Consider the following 20,525-nt stretch of genomic DNA (forward strand, 5'->3'; position numbering starts at 1 on the left):
CGTTGAGGTACGGGTTTTGCCCGGTTTGCGACGGTGCAGGTGCGCAAAACCCGTACCTCAACGATCAGTCGAGCGAAGGGCGAAGGGCGACGTGCGACGTGCGGCTCGGCCGGTCAGCGAAAGTCGCGGGAGCGAGTGGGGGCGCCGAGCGGCAGCAGCTCGAAGCGGTCAGCGATGAGGTTCAGGATGCCTTCGGGCGAGCGCTCGATGATGCCGCGCACGATCATCGCCGGCGCCTCCCGCGCTACCCGGCGGTAGCGATCCCACACTCCCACGCTGCAGATCACGTTCAGGATGCCCGTCTCGTCTTCGAGGTTCACGAAGGTCATTCCGCTCGCCGTTGCCGGCCGCTGCCGGTGCGTCACCACACCGCCCACCTCGATGCGCCGCCCATTTTCGGTGGTCATCAGCGCAGAGATCGGCAGGGCACCCCGATCGCTCAACAGTTCTCTCGAATGCGACACCGGATGATCGTCGGGCGAGATGCCTGTGCTCCAGAGGTCGTAGATCACCTGCTCGGTGGGGCTCAACATCGGCAGCAGCGGCGGCTGAACGCTGACGAACGTGCCCGGCAGGTATTCGGACTTGTCTTGCGCGGCGTTGCCCGCCTCCCACAGCGCCTCGCGCCGGGTGAGGTTGAGGCTGGTGAACGCCCCCGCCGACGCGAGGGCCTCCATCTGCGTGGTGTTCAGATCGTTGCGCCGGGCCACGTCGGCCATGCTGCGGTAGGGGCCGCCGCGGTCGCGTTCGGCGACGATACGCTGGCCCACCTTCTCGCCGATGGAGGTGATATCGGCGAGGCCCAGCCGCACATCGAGGGTGCCGTCGCGTCGGTGCCGAGCGGTGTGAACTGCGACGTCGGCGGCGGCAACGGCATCGCGGTCGAACTTCCCGCTGACCGGAGGCTGCTCGAACACGGCGCAGGCGGGCATACCGGTGGGGGTAACGAGATTGGTGGCGGAGTCCGGTGCCTGCCGCGGCTCGAGCCCCGCCTGAACGCCGGAGCGCTGAATGTCGGGTCGGTGCACCACAACGCCGTGCCGACGAGCATCCGCCACCAGGGTCTGCGGCGAGTAGAAGCCCATGGGTTGGGCGCGCAGCAGTGACGCCAGAAACGCGGCGGGGTAGTGCAGCTTGAACCACGAGCTCGCATAGACGAGCAGGGCGAAGCTGTTCGAATGGCTTTCGGCGAACCCGAAGTTCGCGAAGGCCTCGATCTTCTGGTAGATCTCTTCGGCCACATCGGGTTCGATGCCGTTCTCGGCCATTCCGGCGAAGAGTTTCTCCTTCAGCGACGAGATCTTCTCGATACCGCGCTTCGACCCCATGGCCCGGCGCAGCAGGTCGGCGTCTTCGGGTGTGCAGTTACCCACCGCCTGCGCGACCTGCATGAGCTGCTCTTGAAACAGCGGCACCCCTAGCGTTCGTTCGAGAGATTCTTGCATCGACGGGTGCAGGTAGGTAACGGGTTCGAGGCCCAGTTTGCGCCGGATGTACGGATGCACGGCTCCGCCCTGAATCGGCCCCGGGCGAATCAGCGCGATCTCCACCACGAGGTCGTAGAACCGGCGCGGCTGCAGTCTCGGCAGCGTGCCCATCTGCGCCCGGCTCTCGACCTGGAAGACGCCGATGGAGTCGGCCCGGCAGAGCATGTCGTACACGCCCTCTTCTTCTTTGGGAATGTTCTTGAGGTTCCAGTCTTCGCCGAGGTTCTCGCGCACGAGGTCGAACGAGTGCTGCAGGGCCGAGAGCATGCCGAGGCCCAGCAGGTCGAACTTCACGAGGCCCATCCAGGCGCAGTCGTCTTTGTCCCACTGCAGAACGGTTCGGCCATCCATTCGCCCGTTCTCGATAGGGCAGACCTCACCCACGGGTCGGTCGGTGAGCACCATTCCTCCCGAATGAATGCCCATGTGGCGTGGAAACTTCAGCACCTGCTCGGCCAGCCCCACGACCGCCGGAGGAATATCGTGGTCTTGCGTGGCGATCGCAGGGCCCCAGCGCTCGATCTGCTTCGACCACGCGTCTTGCTGCCCGGGGCTGTGCCCCAGCGCCTTCGCCATGTCGCGCACCGCGAACTTGGGCCGGTAGGTGATGACGTTCGCCACCTGGGCAGCATTGCGGCGACCGTACTTCGTATAGACGTACTGGATGACCTCCTCCCGTCTGCCCGAATCGAAATCCACATCGATGTCGGGCTCTTCGTCACGCAGGCTCGACAGAAACCGCTCGAATGGCAGCTTGAAGAAAATGGAGTCGACCGCGGTGATGTCGAGAATGAAGCACACCGCAGAGTTGGCCGCCGAGCCCCGGCCCTGGCAGAGAATTCCCTGCTCCCGGGCGTGGCGCACGATGTCCCATACGATCAGAAAGTAGCCGGGAAAGTCTTTTTGCTCGATGACTGCCAGCTCGCTCTCGATTCGCTGGCGGTCGGCGGCGGTTGCGTGCGGGTAATGGCTCGCCATGTTCTCGTCGACCAGGTGACGCAGGTACGACATGGGCGTGTGCCCCTCGGGAACCTCCTGCCGAGGCAGCCGTGGTTTCGCCGTGCGCAGCTGAAACGACAGGTCATCGGCCACCTCGACCGTTCGTTCGACAACCCCCGGGTAACGGCCGAAGCGCGCCGCCATCTCGGCGCCCGAGCGCAGGTGCGACCCGGCCGAAGCCGGCAGCCACCCCTCGAGGTCATCGAGGCTGCGGCGGGCCCGTACGGCCGCCAGTGCCTGCGCAAGCGGAAACTGTTTTGGCGTCGCGTAATGCACATTGCCGGTCGCCACCGCGTTGACCTTGTGTTTGAGAGCCAACTCATAGAGCGCATCGTTCGCGTCGCTGTCGAGCGGATTACCGTGGTCGAACAGTTCGACCAGTACGTTGTCGCGCCCGAACAGAGCCACGAGTCGGTCGAGTTCGCGCGACGCACCGGGCAGCCCCTCTGCCTCGAGCGCCTGCCGCACGGCACCTTTGCGGCAGCCGGTCAGCACGGTCCATGCGACGCTTCCGGATGCCCGGGGTGAGCCCGCACCCGAGCCTGTGCCAGCGCCTGCCCAGCCCGCCTGCACCTCGCTGCCGTCGGCCCCGCTGCCACCCCGGGCCTGGTCTGCGAGCAGCTCGAGGTCGTACAGCGGGCGCCCCTTCTCAGCCCCACCCGCCAGCTGCGCGGTGGTGATCGCCGCCGAGAGTCGGTGGTAGCCCTCCTGTCTGCGCGCCAGAATCACGAGATGGGTGCCTTCGGGGTCGGCAAATCCGTTCTGCGGTTTGCTGAGCCCGAGCGACAGTTCCGCGCCGAACACGGTGGCAACGCTCGGGTATGCCTCGGCCGCCTCGGCCAGGTGCACCACCCCGTAGAAGCCGTCGTGATCGGTGAGGGCGATGCCGTGCATCCGGAGCCGTGCCGCCTCTTCGAGCAACTCTTCGGGAGATGAAGCTCCGTCGAGAAAGCTGAAGTTCGAGTGCGCGTGCAGTTCGGCGTACGGCACCACCGGGGTGCCGTCGCCACCGGACTCTGGTGGCGGGGGTGGGGGCGCGGGAGGGACGTAGGGCATGCGTTTTCGCGAGAAAGCGGGACCGTCGCCGCCATCGCGTTCGGGTGTCTCGCCGGGCCTTCGCCCCGACAGCTTGCGTTCCAGCTCCGACCACGGAATCGCAGGATTGTTGAACCCCATCAGCACACCTCTGCTGGGTTTGCATACGGAGGTGTGGTTGCTGTTGCTGTTGCTGTTGCTGTCGGCTCAGTCATAGCGGGCCTCCGCCCACCAGGTTTTGTCGTGCAGCGCGAGCAGCCACGCGGTTCCGTCGGCGTCGACCACTTGGAAGCGGTGAAACGAGCGCGCCTGCTCCTGATCCCACCAACGCTCGTGAACCGGCCAGGGGCCAGCCCACGCCGTGATGGCCTGCGGTACGGGCGCACGCGTCATCCCGACGGTCGAAGGCGCGGTGCCTGCGCTGGTGTTGCCAGCCCTGCCAGCCCCGTCAGCCCCGCCAGCGCCGGGCGCAAAGCGGCTCGGAACACCGGTCAGTGCCCCCCGTTCGTCGACCTCCACGGCTTCGCCCGACACCCCGAGCACAGTGACCCTGCTCGGACGCTCGAACACCGACGACGGGGCAGGCAGCGGCACACTACCGGGCCACGGCTTGAACGTCTCTCGCCCTGCCGTTGTTCTACTCCCACCTGCAACGGTCGCAGCCCCATCTGCTGCCCGACTGCCCGCAGCCCCACGCCGTACCCGACTCGCCGCCGCCGTGCCCTCCACCGGGTCACCCCACGGAGTCAGAATCTGCCGTTCGGCCACGCCGCGCCCCCCGCCGATCACCGCGGTGACCACCCCGCCGTGCCCGAGCAGGCTCTGCACCCGCGACAGCCCGTGGTGCACCCGGTCGTCGGGCGTGCTGCCCCACAACCCGGTCTCGTAGTTGCCGATCGTGTCGAGGCCTTCGGGCAGCACCCGAACCTTCGTGATGGGCGACTTCAGGGCGCCGTTGCCGGTACCCATACGGCCCTGTACCTGCCAGCGAATGCGGTCGAGCACATCGTTTGCACTGAACCAGCGCGGATGCCCCCACCCACGCTCGTGCATCAGCCCGTTGTCGGTGTGCAGCTCCACCCGGATGCTCGTGCACACCAGAAGCGACCGGGTGAGTTCGTCGACGAACCGCTCTGCTGCCGTTCGAAAGGCGAACGTGATCTGGTCGACGAGTTCGAGCGGAGGTTCGAACGAGACCTCGATGTCGCGCAGCTGCGGTGGTAGCCGCGGAGTCACCCGGCGCAGGTCACCACCGCTGGCGAGACTGTGTGCATACACCCCGGTCTCGCCGAACCGCGCCCGCACGTCGCGAAAGTCGAGGGCAGCGAAGGCGCCGAGCGTCGTCAGCCCGAGGCGGCGCAGCAGCGTGGCCAGCGCTTGGTCACCGATCAGTTCGATGGGCTGGGGTGCCAGGAATTGGGGCGAGGTCGAGGGAGCCACGATACGGATGCTCTGCCGCCCCGGCATCCGAACAGCACGCTCTGCGGCGAATCGACCGTCGGCGATCGCAATGCGCGCGGCAAAGGCGCCAACGGCAGCAGTGCCGCCATCAGTCGTAACGGCAACGCCGCCGTTCGCAGCAGTTTCACCACTCGCAGCAGCGCCAGCTTCGCCGTCTTCACCCAACCGCGTCACCTCGAGCGAGGCCAGCGTGTTCAGCAGCACCTGTGCCACCTGATTTTCGCCGCCGTAGTAGCGGCTGGGGCCGCGGGCGTCGAGGGCGCAGGTTCCGGGGCGGAGCATCTGTACTCCCGGCATGAGCTCTTCGATGGCGTTCATCACCGGCTCGAAACTGCGGTGGTCGAGGGCGGAGTCGTACTCGAATGTCAGCAGGTCGGGGCATGTGGCCTGCGCTTCGCGAAGGCGAAGGCCCCGCCGAACACCTTCGGCCCGAGCGCTCGACGAACAGGCGAACACCAGGCCCCGTTCGATCAAAGCGATGGGGCTGTCGGTGGGGATGTCTTCGATGAGCGCCCGCGCCCTGACCGGCCAGTCGGGAAACCACACCACCAGGGTGCGCGACTTCTCTGTTCGGGGCACGGCTCACCCCGCCAATTCGTGCTCGGCGAAGCCATGCTCGGCCCGTTCGTGGCCACCCGAACCGGCACCGCCACCCGAACCGGCACCGCCACCCGACGCCGACCCCACCTCGCGGATCTGCTCAGACGCATCCGGCAGCCACAGCCGGGCCGTGCGTTTCTGGCCCCAGAGCGACTTGCCGCTCGAACTCACCGTGACCTGTCTGCTCGCGAGGTGCCCGTGCCCGGCGCCGATGCCGCCCCAGGTGCTCTCGGTGATGCGGAGGGTCGCTTCGCTCTGCGCCCAGCCGCCCAACACGATGAGCGTCGCTTCGCGCTGCCGGATGCGCGCCGCCAACCGAGCCGTCACGGCATCGCTGAGCCGCGGGGGAGCGACCGTGACCACCACGCTCACCACATCGATGATGGCCGATGTCACCGCGAGCCACTGGTCGCCCGGATGCGGCACCAACACCAGCCGTTCGAGGTCGATACCCGAGCGCGCAGCGGCTTCAACGCCGAAGTCGGGAATGCCTACGACTCCGCACCAGGCACCCGCGGCAGACGGCCCCGCCATCAGAGCCATCAGCAGCGCATGCGAGCGCTCGACCGAGTACACCGCGCCGGCCTGAAGCGCCCCACCGGGCAGCAGCGAAGCCAGTGCCGGCACCGTTTCGAGCCGTCGCGTCTCGAGCTTGGTGGTCTGCATCTGCCGGATACGCTCCTGCAGCTCGCGCACGGAGTCGCCCCGGCCTGCCTCCACCCGCGCCAAACCGGCCGCGGGTGCGGCTTCGGCGAGGAGGACGGAAAGGTCTGGCATCTCCCCATATTCGAACATATGTTCGAATATGTCAATCGATGCGGCGAGTCGCCTGCCAGAGCATCCGGAACCCGGAAAGCACTACTTCTTCAGTGGGTCGTGACCCCAGTTCATAAGCGAGAACCGCCAGGGCGTGTCGGTGACATCGCCGCTCGGGCGCTGTTTCAGATGCCGGTGAACGAAGCCCACCACTGTGGTCATGTGCTCGTAGTCGCCGTCGGTGAACTCCGACTGATTCTTCTGCAGGAGGGCAACGATACGCCTGCCGCTGGCGTGGCCCACCGACTCGTCTGAGTCCTTTTTCCCACCTGAGTCCTTTTTCTGACCCACCGCTTTCGATTCCTCGGTTCTGAGCCATTTCTCCAGCTGCGACGCCGTCATGTTCACAACGGAATGAAAGCTCCTGAGAGTCACTTTCGGGTCTGTCGCCGTGTCATCTGTCATGCCTGCAGTATCGACAGACCGTACGGATGCGTGCAACGGGTTGCCAATGTCGTCAAAATGCGTAGGTTCAAAGTATGACTTTCGAGAGAGAAGCCCGCGAAACCCGTCACGCCGAAAAAGATGCCGCACAGCAGCATTCGGCGCATGGGCTCTCCGATCGCGACCTCACCGCACTCGACCGGGCTGACGACCCCCAGAGCGAAGCCGAGACCGAGGTTCTGCAGAACGAGAGCGTCTCCGACAGTGCCGCGATCGACGACGACATCGACGCGTCTGACGTCGATGTGCTGCCCGGAACGGGTGGCCCCGACGACTACGGCGACACCGAAGTCGACCCCGCCGAGCTGAACATGAGCGGGGATTCGATTCCCGGGCATCCGAAGCCCGCGTCGCACCCGCACTAGTTCTCCACAGCGGGCCAACGTTGAGAGTTGTGCACAGCCTGGGTACCGAGCGGATGCGTGTCAGGGCCCAGGCATAAGCTGAATCCATGACCGAGAGCACCAATTTCGCCCCCGTCCCTGAGTCCGCCGCATCAGGGTTCCCCACAACAGGGCCTGCCGCAGCGTCCGTCGGCGCATCCATCGCGGGCGAGCGCACCCCCACCGCCATCGACGCCGTCGCCGAGCGCTGGGTCGACACCCTGGTAGCACTCGAACCCGCGGTGGGCACCTACATCGGCCGCAACGAGGCCAACGATCGTTACGGCGACTACTCGCCCGCTGGCCACGAGGCCTACGCCGCGGCCGTGCGCAGCACACTGCGTGAGCTCGAGGCGCACACGGCGGTCGACGACATCGATGTCGTCACGCAGGCCGACCTCGGCAGCTCTCTACGCCTGGCCCTCGAGAGCTCTGAGGCACGCCTGCAGCTCCGCAACCTCAACGTCATCGAGTCGCCGTCGCAGGAGATCCGCGAGGTCTACGACCTCATGCCCACCGACAGCGCCGACGACTGGGAGGTCGTGGGCCTCCGTCTTTCGGGCGTGGGCACCGCGCTCGACGGCTACATCGAGACCCTCCGCGAGGGCATCCGATCGGGCGTCACACCCGCCCGGCGACAAGTGCGCGAAGTGCTGCTGCAGGCCAAGAAGAATGTCGGCGAGAGTGGCTTCTTCCACAACCTCGTGCGCTCTGCCTCAAATCCCGATGCGTCGCGGTCGCCCTCGTCGACACAGTCGTCTTCGTCAGCCCAGCAGCCTCCCAGCTCCGGGTCGCCTGCTCCGGATGCCCTGCCCGACACCCTCGTCAGGCAGCTCACCCACGGGGCCGAGGTCGCTTCCGCAGCCTACGATCGCTTCGCCGAGTTCCTGACAACCGAGCTGATGCCCGCCGCCACCGAGCACGACGCGGTCGGGCGGGAGATCTACGCCCTCGAATCGCGCAAGTTCCTCGGCGCCACGGTCGACCTCGACGAGACCTACGAGTGGGGCATTGAAGAGTTGCGGCGCATGGTGAGCGAACAAGAGGCCATTGCCCGCGAGATTCTGCCCGGTGCGTCTGTGCTCGAGGCGATCGCCCACCTCGACGCCGACCCATCGCAGAAGCTGCATGGCACCGCCGCGCTGCAGCAGTGGATGCAGGAGACCAGCGACCGTGCCATCGCCGAGCTCTCGGGGAGCCAATTCGACATTCCCGCCGAGATCAGGGCGATCGAGTGCATGATCGCTCCCACAAGCGAGGGCGGCATCTACTACACCGGCCCCACCGACGACTTCTCCCGGCCGGGCCGTATGTGGTGGTCGGTGCCCGAAGGGGTCACCGAGTTCGACACCTGGCGTGAATTGACCACCGTCTACCACGAGGGTGTTCCCGGGCACCACCTGCAGATCGGCCAGGCCGTCTACAACCGCGCCAAGCTGAACACCTGGCGCCGCCAGCTGGCCGGCACCTCCGGCCACGCAGAAGGCTGGGCGCTCTATGCCGAACGGCTCATGCAAGAACTCGGGTACCTCGACAACCCGGCAGATCGGTTCGGCATGCTCGACGGCCAGCGCCTGCGGGCCGCCCGGGTGGTACTCGACATCGGAGTTCACCTCGGCAAGCCGCGCCTCGACGGCTCCGGCGTGTGGGATGCGGAGTATGCGCTCGAGTTTCTGCGCGCCAACGTCAACATGAATGACGGATTCGTTCGTTTCGAAGTGAACCGCTACCTCGGTTGGCCGGGCCAGGCACCCGCCTACAAGGTGGGCCAGCGCATCTGGGAGCAGCTGCGCGACGACTACCGCGCCCGACAGGGCTCGGCATTCGACATCCGCGAGTTCCATCGCCGCGCCCTCGACCTCGGCGGCGTGGGTCTCGATACCCTCGTGGCCGCCTTCGAGAAGTGAACCTGTCCCGTCTCTGCGGCGAGATGCGCCCGACGGGTCTTTCTATCGGGTTGCTTGAGGCAGAATCGCGGGGCTAAGATTGATTGGCGCAATTTGCGTCAAACATCCATTGCCGTGCGCTCACGAACTCTCTCCGGGTGAAGCTTCACTCGGATGAGTTTTCTGCTGCACAGCCTGATATATGTCCATACTGGAGCAACTACTACATGACAATCGTAACGACCGACAGGGCACCCAAGCAGGTAGCCGTTAACGACATCGGGTCTGCTGAAGACTTTCTTGCCGCGGTCGAGAAGACACTGAAGTTCTTCAACGACGGAGACCTCATCGAAGGCACCGTTGTAAAGATTGACCGCGACGAGGTTCTCCTCGACGTCGGTTACAAGACCGAGGGTGTCATTCCCTCGCGCGAACTTTCCATCAAGCACGATGTCGACCCGACTGATGTCGTGAAGGTCGGCGACCTGGTCGAGGCTCTTGTTCTTCAGAAAGAAGACAAAGAAGGCCGCCTCATCCTGTCGAAGAAGCGCGCTCAGTACGAGCGTGCATGGGGCGACGTCGAGAAGATCAAAGACGCCGACGGTGTTGTCACCGGTTCGGTCATCGAGGTCGTCAAGGGCGGGCTCATCGTCGACATCGGCCTTCGCGGCTTCCTGCCGGCATCGCTCATCGAGCTGCGCCGCGTTCGTGACCTCACGCCGTACCTCGGCCAGGAGATCGAAGCGAAGATCCTCGAGCTCGACAAGAACCGCAACAACGTCGTTCTGAGCCGCCGCGCGCTGCTCGAGCAGACGCAGTCGGAGAGCCGCACCACGTTCCTGAACAACCTCCAAAAGGGTCAGGTTCGCAAGGGTGTCGTTTCGTCGATCGTCAACTTCGGTGCGTTCGTCGACCTCGGCGGCGTCGACGGTCTCGTTCACGTCTCCGAGCTGTCGTGGAAGCACATCGAGCACGCTTCAGAGGTTGTCGAGGTTGGCCAGGAGGTCACCGTCGAGATCCTCGAGGTCGACCTCGAGCGCGAACGTGTCTCCCTGTCGCTCAAGGCGACGCAGGAAGACCCGTGGCAGGTCTTCGCCCGCACCCACGCCATCGGCCAGGTTGCACCGGGTAAGGTCACCAAGCTTGTTCCCTTCGGCGCGTTCGTTCGCGTTGCAGAGGGCATCGAGGGCCTCGTGCACATCTCCGAGCTGTCGGGCAAGCACGTCGAACTCGCCGAGCAGGTTGTCTCGGTCGGCGACGACGTGTTCGTCAAGGTCATCGACATCGACCTCGAGCGTCGCCGCATCTCGCTGAGCCTCAAGCAGGCCAACGAGGGCGTCGACCCCGAAGGTACCGAGTTCGACCCGGCCCTTTACGGCATGCTCACCGAGTACGACGACCAGGGCAACTACAAGTACCCCGAAGGCTTCGACCCGGAGACCAACGAGTGGCGCGAAGGCTTCGACAGCCAGCGCGAGAAGTGGGAGCAGGACTACGCTGCAGCCCAGGCTCGCTGGGAAGCCCACAAGAAGCAGGTTGCAACCTCGAACGAAGAGACCCCGCTCGACGCCTCAGGCGTTCCCTCGGGCTCGTCGTTCTCCAGCGAGTCGACCGGAGCCGGCACCCTCGCCGACGACGAGACGCTCGCCGCGCTTCGCGAGAAGCTGAGCTCGAACAACTAGTTTCTCTGCATTACCTCGTTCGGCCGCTCTCCTTCGGGAGGGCGGCCGTTCGCCGTCAAGGCAGCTTTAGGCGGGCGGGTAGCATGAAGTCGTGTATCTCGTAGCGCTCACCGGCGGCATCGCCTCAGGCAAGTCCACCGTCGCGAAACGCCTCGCCGAGCACGGGGCCGTTCGCATCGACGCCGACCAGCTGGCGCGCGAGGTTGTCGAGCCGGGCACGGATGCCCTGCAGAACATCGCGAACACCTTCGGTGAGCAGCTCGTGCTGCCCGACGGGTCGCTCGACCGGGCATCCCTCGGTGCCGCCGTCTTCGGGCACCCCGAACAGCTCGTCAAGCTGAACGCCATCGTTCACCCAGCCGTTCAGCAGCTCACTCGTGAACGCATCGCCGAGGCCGAAGCGGCCGACCCCGACGCCATCATCGTGTACGACGTTCCGCTGCTCGTCGAAGGCAAGCTTCCGCACCCCTTCGAAAAGGTGATCGTGGTGAGCGCCCCCGATGAACTGCGCATCGACCGCCTCATCACGCACCGCGGGATGTCGCGTTCTGACGCCGAACGGCGCATAGCGTCGCAGGTGTCCGAGGCCGAACGCCTTGCCATCGCCGACATCGTCATCGACTCCACCGGTACGCTCGCCGACACCCTCACCGGCGCCGACGCCCTCTGGCTCACCCTGCGCGCTCAAGCAGAGGCCAAAGCCAAAGCTACCCCCGCCGAGCCCACCGCGCTCCCCACAAACTGAATTGGGGAGATAGAAGACAACGACGATGCTCAGCCGAAGAGAAGCGCAGCCTCGTCGTAGCGGTGCTGGGGCACGACCTTGAGCTTGCCGAGGGCCTCTTCGAAGCCCACGTTCACGATGTCGGTTGCGCGAAGCGCAACCATCTGCCCCCAGCGCTCCTCGAGCACCGAATCACTCGCGGCCATGCCGAGGCGGGTAGCGAGCACGCGGTCGTAGGCGCTCGGCACCCCGCCGCGCTGAATGTGGCCGAGCGTGGTGGCCCGCGTCTCGATACCGGTCATCTCTTCGATCATGGGGGCGAGCCGTTCGCCGATACCGCCGAGGCGGGGGCGCCCGAACGCGTCGAGCCCGCGCTCGGAGTGCGCGTCATCCGCCTCGCCGGGCACGAAACCTTCGGCCACCACCACGAGCGGCGCGCGACCGCGGGCATTGGCGCTCTCGACCCAGCCGCGAATCTGCTCCATCGTCGTCTTCTGTTCGGGGATAAGTATGGCGTGTGCCCCCGCGGCCATGCCGGAGTGCAGCGCGATCCAGCCGACGTGCCGGCCCATGACCTCGGCCACCATGCAACGGCTGTGCGAATCGCCAGTGGTGCGCAGGCGATCCATCGCGTCGGTGGCGATCTGAACGGCCGTGTCGAAGCCGAAGGTGTAGTCGGTGGCGTCGAGGTCGTTGTCGATGGTCTTCGGTACTCCGACGATCTTCAGCCCAGCATCCGTCAGCCGTTTGGCCGCAGCAAGGGTGCCCTCGCCACCGATGGCGATGACGGCGTCGATTCCCTCGCGTTCGAGATTCTGCTGGATGCGCTCAGCGCCGCCTTCGCCCTCGAACGGGTTCGTGCGGGAGGTGCCCAGAATGGTGCCACCCTCTTTGGCGATGCCGCGCACGTTCGAGCGGCCGAGTTCGATGAGATCGGAGTTGACCACACCGCGCCAACCGCCCTTGAACCCCACGAACTCCTGGCCGTTGATCTCCGTGCCCTTGAGCACAATGCCCCGGATGACCGCGTTGAGGCCGGGGCAGTCGCCGCCGCTTGTCAGAATTCCGATTCTCATGGCTTCACCTTAGGGCTTTCTCGCTGGGCGTAATCGGGCCCGGAAGGGGAGCAGTGTCAGTGGCCCTACGTAAACTTATTGCATGGAACCCACCCGCTCTGTTCGCCCGTTTGAAGTCATCAGTGACTACACGCCCAGCGGCGACCAGCCCACGGCGATCGCCGAACTGACCGCGCGCATCAACGCCGGCGAGACCGATGTCGTGCTGCTCGGTGCGACCGGTACCGGCAAGTCGGCGACCACGGCGTGGCTCATCGAAGCCGTACAGCGGCCCACACTGGTTCTGGCGCACAACAAGACCCTGGCGGCCCAGCTCGCGAACGAGTTTCGCGAGCTCATGCCGAACAACGCGGTCGAGTACTTCGTGTCGTACTACGACTACTACCAGCCAGAGGCGTACGTTCCGCAGACCGATACATTCATCGAGAAAGACAGCTCGATCAACTCAGAGGTCGAGCGGCTGCGACACTCCACCACCAACTCACTGCTGAGCCGGCGCGACGTCATCGTGGTCTCCACTGTGTCGTGCATCTACGGCCTCGGCCAACCCGAGCAGTACATGAACGCCATGATGGCGTTGCAGGTGGGCCAGAAGGTCGACCGCGACTGGCTCATCCGTAAGTTCATCTCCATGCAGTACCAGCGCAACGACATCGACTTCTCGCGCGGCAACTTTCGGGTGCGCGGCGACACCATCGAGATCATCCCCATGTACGAAGAGCTCGCGATTCGCATCGAGATGTTCGGCGACGAGATCGAGGCGCTCTACACGCTGCACCCTCTCACGGGCGACATCGTGCGCAAGATGGATTCGATCTCGGTCTTCCCCGGCTCGCACTACGTGGCCGACACCGAGGTCATGCACCGGGCCATCGGCACCATTCAAGAAGAGCTCGCCCAGCGCCTCACGCAGCTCGAACGCGAGGGCAAGCTGCTCGAAGCCCAGCGGCTGCGCATGCGCACCACCTTCGACCTCGAGATGATGCAGCAGATCGGTTTCACCTCCGGTATCGAGAACTACTCCAGGCACATCGACGGGCGTCAGCCCGGCGAGGCTCCGCACTGCCTGCTCGACTACTTTCCCGACGACTTTCTCGTCGTGATCGACGAATCGCACGTCACGGTGCCGCAGATCGGTGCCATGTACGAGGGCGACTCGTCGCGCAAGCGCACACTCGTTGAGCACGGCTTCCGGCTGCCGAGCGCGCTCGACAACCGTCCGCTGCGGTGGAACGAGTTCAACGACCGGGTGGGCCAGAAGGTCTACCTCTCTGCGACGCCGGGAAAATACGAGATGGGCATCGCCGACGGGGTGGTCGAGCAGATCATCCGGCCCACCGGGCTGATCGACCCCGAGATCATCGTGAAGCCCTCGAAGGGGCAGATCGACGACCTGCTCGAGGAGATTCGTATTCGCGTGGCGAAAGACGAGCGCATTCTCGTCACCACGCTGACGAAGAAGATGGCCGAAGAGCTCACCGACTTCATGGGCGAGCACGGCGTGCGCGTGCGGTACCTGCACTCCGACGTCGACACACTGCGTCGCGTCGAGCTGCTCACCGAGCTTCGAGCAGGCGTCTACGACGTGCTCGTGGGCATCAACCTGCTGCGAGAGGGCCTCGACCTGCCCGAAGTGTCGCTCGTGGCCATTCTCGACGCTGACAAAGAGGGGTTCCTGCGCTCGTCGACGTCGCTCATCCAGACCATCGGCCGGGCCGCACGAAACGTGTCGGGCCAGGTGATCATGTACGCCGACGTGATGACCGACTCGATGACCCGCGCCATCGACGAGACCAGCCGGCGCCGCGAGAAGCAGGTTGCCTACAACCTCGAGCGCGGCGTCGACCCGCAACCGCTCCGTAAACGCATCGCCGACATCACCGAGATGCTCACGCGCGAAGGCGCCGACACGGCCGAACTGCTGGCCGGGCGCAACAGCAAAAAGCGGAGCCCCACCCCGAACCTGCGCCGGGAGGGCATCGCCGCCGCGGGCGCGAATGAACTCGAGACGCTCATCGCCGACCTGAATGACCAGATGATGACCGCCGCTGCCGAACTCAAGTTCGAACTGGCAGCGCGGCTGCGCGACGAACTGGGAGACATGAAGCACGAGCTCCGCCAGATGGAGAAGGCAGGTCACATCTGATCGGGTTCGACGCTTGAGCGCATCTGGTACACAATCGTGAGGTCTGAAAGCATCGGATGCTTACACTCTGGTAGCAAAAGGCGTGGTCACGTAGTCATGAGGTATGCCCGAATACTCTGAAGCCGCCCGCATCGTGGGGGAGCGCGTTCGCGCCACCCGCCAGAAGCTCGGGCTGAGCCAGGAAGACGTGGCCGTACTCGCGGAGATGCACGTGACGAACGTGGGCAAAATCGAGCGGGGGCAGTCGAACCCGAGCCTGACCACGCTGATCTCGCTTGCCGGGGCACTCAACGCGAATGTGGGCGACTGGACGTCGGGGCTGACGACCGCCATGATTCCCGGGCGAACGCACACGCTGACGGCCGCCGAGTTTCTGCGCGAGCGTGCCCGCCGCGGCTGACAGCGATCGGCGCACGCACCCGAACGCCCGCCACGGGCCGCAGGGGCCGTCACGATGCAGCCCAGCGCAGCGCAGCGCAGCGCAGAGTAGATAGGCACAGCGCACACGCCTCATCCCTCCGCGCCGCCCGCCCCGACGCTCTGGTCTGCACTCCGGGCAGCCGATAGTCATGAGTAATGCTCGAACACTCTGAGGCCGCCCGCATCGTAGGGGAGCGCATCCGTGCCACCCGTCAGCAGCTGGGCCTGAGCCAAGAAGATCTCGCCGACCTCGCCGAGATGCACGTCACCAACGTGGGCAAGGTCGAACGGGGGCAGACCAACCCGAGTCTCTCGACACTGGTCGCTCTCTCCGGCGCGCTGAACGCCGAACTCGACGGGTGGGTGGCGGGTCTCACTGCGGCGATGATTCCGGGGCGAACGCACCGCCTGAGCGCCGCCGAGTTTCTTCGCGAACAGGCTTCGCGTCGCGCCTGATGATGCGCCCTGAGCGTAGCGAGCGCCACCGGGGGAGCAGTGTCAGTGGCAGACCGTAGACTTCATGGGTGTCAATTACAGAGGTGGATTCCGCCGGAAAACTGAGTGTCCGTGGTGCCCGTGTTCACAATCTTCGCGACGTAGACCTTGATATCCCGCGCGATTCGCTCGTGGTCTTCACGGGGCTTTCGGGCTCGGGGAAGTCGAGCCTGGCGTTCGACACGATCTTCGCCGAGGGCCAGCGCCGCTACGTCGAATCGCTGAGCGCGTATGCACGCCAGTTTCTCGGCCAGGTCGACCGCCCCGACGTCGACTTCATCGAGGGCCTGAGCCCGGCGGTCAGCATCGACCAGAAGTCGACGAACCGCAACCCGCGTTCGACCGTCGGCACCATCACCGAGATCTACGACTACATGCGCCTGCTCTGGGCGCGCATCGGCATCGCCCACTGCCCCGTGTGCGGCGAGAAGATCTCGGCGCAGACGGTTCAGCAGATCGCCGACCAGCTGATGGAGCTCGAAACGGGCATCCGGTACCAGATCGTGAGCCCGGTCATCACGCAGAAGAAGGGCGAGTTCGTCGACCTCTTCAAAGAACTCGCTGCGGGCGGCTACTCACGTGCGGTGGTCGACGGCGACATCATTCAGCTCAATGAGCCGCCGAAGCTGAAGAAGCAGATCAAGCACGACATCTCGGTCGTGATCGACCGCCTGGTGGCCGGCCCCGACATTCTGAGCCGCCTCACCGATTCACTCGAGACCGCACTGCGGCTCACCGACGGCATCGTTCAGGTGAACTACGTCGACGCCGACGGGCCGGATGCCTGGCAGACGTTCAGCGAGAAGCTGAGCTGCCCCAACCAGCACCCCCTGCAGCTCACCGAGATCGAGCCGCGCACCTTCTCGTTCAACGCTCCGTTCGGTGCCTGCCCCGAGTGCTCGGGGCTCGGCACCCGCATGTCGGTCGACGCCGACCTGCTGCTGGGCGACCCCGAGCTGAGTATCAACGAGGGTGTCGTCATCCCGTGGTCGACGCAGGGCAAGGGCCTCTACAACTACTACGAGAAGCTGCTCGACGGCCTCGCCCGCGACCTGAAGTTCGATCTCAGCACGCCGTGGAACGAACTCAGCAAGACCGTTCAAGAAGCGGTGCTGCGCGGCGACAACTTCGAGGTGCGGGTGAAGTGGAAGAACCGCTTCGGCCGTGAGATGAGCTACACCTCGGGCTTCGAGGGAGTGGTTCCCTACATCGAACGCCAGTATCTGCAGGCCGAGACCGACAACCAGCGCGCCCGCTGGGCCGAATATCTTCGCGAAGTGGCGTGCCCGGTCTGCGATGGCAAGCGGCTGAAGCCCGAAGTGCTCGCCGTGCTGGTCAACGGTCACAGCATCGCCGATGTCACCGACATCAGCCTCACCGATGCCCAGAGCTTCATGGCAGAACTCACCCTCACCGACCGCGAGGCGCAGATCGCCGCGCAGGTGCTGCGGGAGATCCGCCTGCGGCTCGACTTCCTCATCCAGGTCGGGCTGAACTATCTGAACCTGGCCCGCGCGGCGGGGTCACTGAGCGGGGGCGAGGCCCAGCGCATCCGGCTGGCCACGCAGATCGGCTCGGGGCTCACCGGGGTGCTCTACGTGCTCGACGAGCCGAGCATCGGCCTGCACCAGCGCGACAACCGCCGCCTCATCGAGACGCTGGTGAAGCTCAAGAACCTCGGCAACACGCTCATCGTCGTCGAGCACGACGAAGACACCATTCGCATGGCCGACTGGGTGGTCGACATCGGCCCCGGCGCCGGTGTGAACGGCGGAACCGTGGTTCACTCAGGCTCGTACGAGGGGTTGCTCGCCAACACCGACAGTCTTACGGGTGACTACCTGTCGGGCCGCAGGAGCATCGAGATTCCCGCGACGCGCCGGCCGATCGACCCTGAGCGCAAGATCACGGTTGTCGACGCCGAGGCGAACAACCTCAAGAAGGTGACGGTCGACTTTCCCCTCGGCACGTTCATCGCCGTCACCGGCGTCAGCGGTTCGGGTAAATCGTCGCTGGTGAACGACATCCTGTACCGCGTGCTGACCAACCAGTTGAACGGCGCCCGCAAGATTCCCGGCAAACACAAGCGGGTCACCGGGCTCGAGAACCTTGACAAAGTGGTGCACGTCGACCAGAACCCCATCGGCCGCACCCCGCGGTCGAACCCGGCGACCTACACGGGCGTGTTCGACCGTATCCGCACGCTGTTCTCCGAGACACTCGAGGCGAAGGCCCGCGGCTACCAGCCCGGCCGGTTCAGCTTCAACGTCAAGGGTGGGCGCTGCGAGGCGTGCTCGGGTGACGGCACGATCAAGATCGAGATGAACTTCCTGCCCGACGTGTATGTGGCATGCGAAGTGTGTGGGGGAGCGCGGTACAACCGCGACACCCTCTCGGTGCACTACAAGGGTAAGAGCATTGCAGAAGTGCTCGACATGCCCATCGCCGAGGCTGCCATCTTCTTCGAGCCGATCACCGCGATCCACCGCTTTTTGAACACCCTCGTCGAGGTGGGGCTCGGTTACGTGCGGCTCGGCCAGAGCGCCACCACACTCAGCGGCGGCGAGGCTCAGCGCGTGAAGCTCGCGACCGAGCTGCAGAAGCGCTCGAACGGCCGCAGCGTCTACGTGCTCGACGAGCCCACCACCGGGCTGCACTTCGAAGACGTGCGAAAGCTCCTCCTGGTACTGAACGGGCTCGTAGACAAGGGCAACACCGTCGTCGTCATCGAGCACAACCTCGACGTGATCAAGTCGGCCGACTGGCTGATCGACCTCGGGCCCGAGGGCGGATCGGGCGGCGGAAAGGTGCTGGCGACGGGCACCCCCGAGCAGCTTGCCAAGGTCAAGAAGAGCCACACCGGTTTCTTCTTGAAAGAGATTCTGCAGGCGGGCGCAGGCGAGCGGCGCAAGGCGTCGTGACCTCGGCAACACCAAGAAGAGTTCGATGACAGACACGGTCAGTTACCGCCCCAAGGCGGGCGAGATTCCCACCCAGCCGGGTGTCTATCGTTTTCGTGACGCGAACGGCCGCGTGCTCTATGTGGGCAAGGCGCAGAACCTGCGTGCCCGGCTCAGCAATTACTTCGCGCCGCTGAGGAGCCTGCACGAGCGCACCCGGCGCATGGTGACGACCGCCTCGAGCGTCGAGTGGACCGTGGTGGGCACCGACGTCGAAGCCCTGCAACTCGAATACACCTGGATCAAAGAGTTCGACCCGCCGTTCAACGTCAAGTTTCGCGACGACAAGTCGTACCCGTTCATGGCCATCACGCTCGGTGACGAGGCTCCCCGGGTCATGGTGACGCGCAACCAGAAGATCAAGGGCGCCAAGTATTTCGGGCCATACCCCAAGATCTGGGCCGTGCACGACACGATCGACCTGATGATCAAGGCGTTTCCCATTCGCACGTGCTCCGATTCGAGCTACAAGAAAGCGATGCAGACGGGTCGACCCTGCTTTCCCGGGCAGATCGGGCGCTGCGGGGGTCCGTGTTCTGGGCGCGTGACCATCGAAGAACATCGCGAGCTAGTGAACGACTTCATCGCCTTCATGAATGGGCATGACAAGCGGTTCGTCACCGAGACGACGAAGAAGATGCGTGCGGCATCCGAAGCCCAGGAATACGAGAAGGCTGCCCGTTTTCGCGACCAGCTGCACGCACTCGACGCCGTTCTCGAGAAGAGCGCCGTTGTGCTCGCCGACAGCGTCGACACCGATCTGTTCGGCATCGAACACGATGAACTCGCCGCCGCCGTGCAGCAGTTCATCGTGCGGGGCGGCCGCATTCGCGGTGTGCGGGCCTGGATGGTCGACAAAGAGCTCGACCTCACGACGGCCGAGCTCGTCGATTCGATTCTGCAGACGGCCTACGAAGGCCAGGTTCCGCCGCGCGAGATCATCGTGCCCGACCTGCCGGGCGACGCCCAGGAGCTCGAGCAGTGGCTCTCAGAGCGGCGGGGCACCTCGAAGGTGGCCCTGAAGACGGCCCAGCGCGGCGAGAAGGCGGCGCTCATGCAGACCGCCACGATGAACGCGAAAAACGCCCTGATGCTCTACAAAATGCGGCGCAGCACCGACTTCGTTGCACGAACAGAAGCCCTCACCGACATTCAGAACGGGCTCGGGATGCCCGACGCACCGCTGCGCATGGAATGTTTTGACGTGTCACACCTCGGCGGCACCAACGTGGTGGCGTCGATGGTGGTCTTCGAAGACGGGCTCGCCCGCAAAGACCAGTACCGGCGCTTCACGATTCCCGAGACCACCGACGACACCGACTCGATCTACCAGGTCATCTCCCGGCGGCTCGCCTACCTCGAGGAGGGCTCTGAGCGCGCGGAGTCTGATACCGCGACCAAGAAGTTCTCGTACCCGCCGAACCTGCTCATCGTCGACGGCGGCCAGCCCCAGGTGCAGGCCGCTGCCCGGGCGCTCAAGGAGTCGGGCGTCACGGGTATCTTTCTCTGCGGCCTCGCGAAGCGGCTCGAAGAGATCTGGCTGCCCGACGACGACTACCCGGTCATTCTCCCGCGCGGCAGCGAGGCGCTCTTTCTGCTGCAGCGCATCCGCGACGAGGCCCACCGCTTCGCCATCACGCACCAGCGCGCCCGGCGCAAACGCGACATCACCAGCGTGCTGTCTGAGATTCCGGGCCTCGGCCCTACTCGCGTGAAGGTGCTGCTGAAAGAGTTCGGTTCGGTGGCCAAGCTCAAGCAGGCCACCGCAGCCGAGATCGGCGAGGTCAAGGGCATCGGCGAGCAGCTCGCGACGACCATCTTCGAGCAGCTGCGTTCGTAGGCCCGGGGTCTGTGCGGGCGAGCGACACGCAGAGGCCGATAGTCTTAGACGACACGCACCGACGAGGCGAA

14 protein-coding genes are annotated in these 20,525 nt (G+C 65.2%); 9 read left to right on the plus strand and 5 right to left on the minus strand.

The window, feature by feature from the left end; all coding sequences use genetic code 11:
- Nucleotides 1-113: 113 nt before the first annotated feature.
- The 4 genes from QN358_RS00310 to QN358_RS00325 form a co-directional block, all read right to left on the minus strand.
- Entirely contained in the window at nt 114-3,662 is a 3,549-nt protein-coding gene (locus tag QN358_RS00310; protein ID WP_323511107.1) for an error-prone DNA polymerase, read from the minus strand.
- A 66-nt stretch (nt 3,663-3,728) separates the two neighbouring features.
- Nucleotides 3,729-5,561, minus strand: a complete 1,833-nt coding sequence (locus tag QN358_RS00315) for a DNA polymerase Y family protein (protein ID WP_136640518.1) — start codon at nt 5,559-5,561, stop codon at nt 3,729-3,731.
- 3 nt (nt 5,562-5,564) lie between these two features.
- On the minus strand, nt 5,565-6,359 hold the full coding sequence (locus QN358_RS00320) for a hypothetical protein (protein WP_237280206.1): 795 nt from the start codon (nt 6,357-6,359) through the stop codon (nt 5,565-5,567).
- A gap of 81 nt (nt 6,360-6,440) precedes the next feature.
- On the minus strand, nt 6,441-6,803 hold the full coding sequence (locus tag QN358_RS00325) for a DUF3140 domain-containing protein (protein ID WP_136640517.1): 363 nt from the start codon (nt 6,801-6,803) through the stop codon (nt 6,441-6,443).
- Between the two features lie 74 nt (nt 6,804-6,877).
- Between QN358_RS00325 and QN358_RS00330 the strand changes: the two genes are divergently transcribed.
- From QN358_RS00330 to coaE, 4 genes are all read left to right on the plus strand, one after another.
- A complete protein-coding gene (locus QN358_RS00330) occupies nt 6,878-7,207 on the plus strand; it encodes a hypothetical protein (protein WP_136640516.1) in 330 nt (109 codons plus the stop codon).
- An 86-nt stretch (nt 7,208-7,293) separates the two neighbouring features.
- Nucleotides 7,294-9,132, plus strand: coding sequence for a DUF885 domain-containing protein (locus tag QN358_RS00335; RefSeq protein WP_323511110.1), 1,839 nt, complete (start codon nt 7,294-7,296; stop codon nt 9,130-9,132).
- Between the two features lie 206 nt (nt 9,133-9,338).
- Nucleotides 9,339-10,793 carry a 30S ribosomal protein S1 gene (rpsA, locus tag QN358_RS00340; protein ID WP_136640514.1) on the plus strand — a complete coding sequence of 485 codons (1,455 nt, stop codon included), beginning with the start codon at nt 9,339-9,341 and terminating at the stop codon, nt 10,791-10,793.
- Nucleotides 10,794-10,884: 91 nt separating this feature from the next.
- Nucleotides 10,885-11,538 (plus strand): dephospho-CoA kinase, encoded by a 654-nt coding sequence (gene coaE, locus QN358_RS00345; protein ID WP_323511113.1) that lies wholly within the window; start codon nt 10,885-10,887, stop codon nt 11,536-11,538.
- Between the two features lie 29 nt (nt 11,539-11,567).
- Here the strand turns inward: coaE and QN358_RS00350 are convergent, their stop codons facing one another.
- On the minus strand, nt 11,568-12,593 hold the full coding sequence (locus QN358_RS00350) for an ATP-dependent 6-phosphofructokinase (protein WP_323511115.1): 1,026 nt from the start codon (nt 12,591-12,593) through the stop codon (nt 11,568-11,570).
- A gap of 82 nt (nt 12,594-12,675) precedes the next feature.
- Here QN358_RS00350 and uvrB point away from each other — a divergent pair, with 82 nt between their 5' ends.
- The 5 genes from uvrB to uvrC all read left to right on the plus strand — a co-directional run bounded on the left by uvrB (nt 12,676) and on the right by uvrC (nt 20,454).
- Complete coding sequence (gene uvrB / locus QN358_RS00355) at nt 12,676-14,739, plus strand: excinuclease ABC subunit UvrB (protein ID WP_136640511.1); 2,064 nt, start codon at nt 12,676-12,678, stop codon at nt 14,737-14,739.
- A 103-nt stretch (nt 14,740-14,842) separates the two neighbouring features.
- On the plus strand, nt 14,843-15,139 hold the full coding sequence (locus QN358_RS00360) for a helix-turn-helix domain-containing protein (protein ID WP_136640510.1): 297 nt from the start codon (nt 14,843-14,845) through the stop codon (nt 15,137-15,139).
- Between the two features lie 176 nt (nt 15,140-15,315).
- Nucleotides 15,316-15,615 (plus strand): helix-turn-helix domain-containing protein, encoded by a 300-nt coding sequence (locus tag QN358_RS00365; protein WP_136640509.1) that lies wholly within the window; start codon nt 15,316-15,318, stop codon nt 15,613-15,615.
- Between the two features lie 68 nt (nt 15,616-15,683).
- Nucleotides 15,684-18,575, plus strand: coding sequence for an excinuclease ABC subunit UvrA (gene uvrA, locus QN358_RS00370; protein ID WP_323511119.1), 2,892 nt, complete (start codon nt 15,684-15,686; stop codon nt 18,573-18,575).
- Between the two features lie 25 nt (nt 18,576-18,600).
- Nucleotides 18,601-20,454 carry an excinuclease ABC subunit UvrC gene (gene uvrC / locus QN358_RS00375; RefSeq protein ID WP_323511121.1) on the plus strand — a complete coding sequence of 618 codons (1,854 nt, stop codon included), beginning with the start codon at nt 18,601-18,603 and terminating at the stop codon, nt 20,452-20,454.
- The last annotated feature ends 71 nt before the right edge of the window (nt 20,455-20,525 follow it).

It is taken from the genome of Subtercola sp. RTI3 (assembly GCF_035018625.1).
Lineage (GTDB): Bacteria > Actinomycetota > Actinomycetes > Actinomycetales > Microbacteriaceae > Subtercola > Subtercola vilae.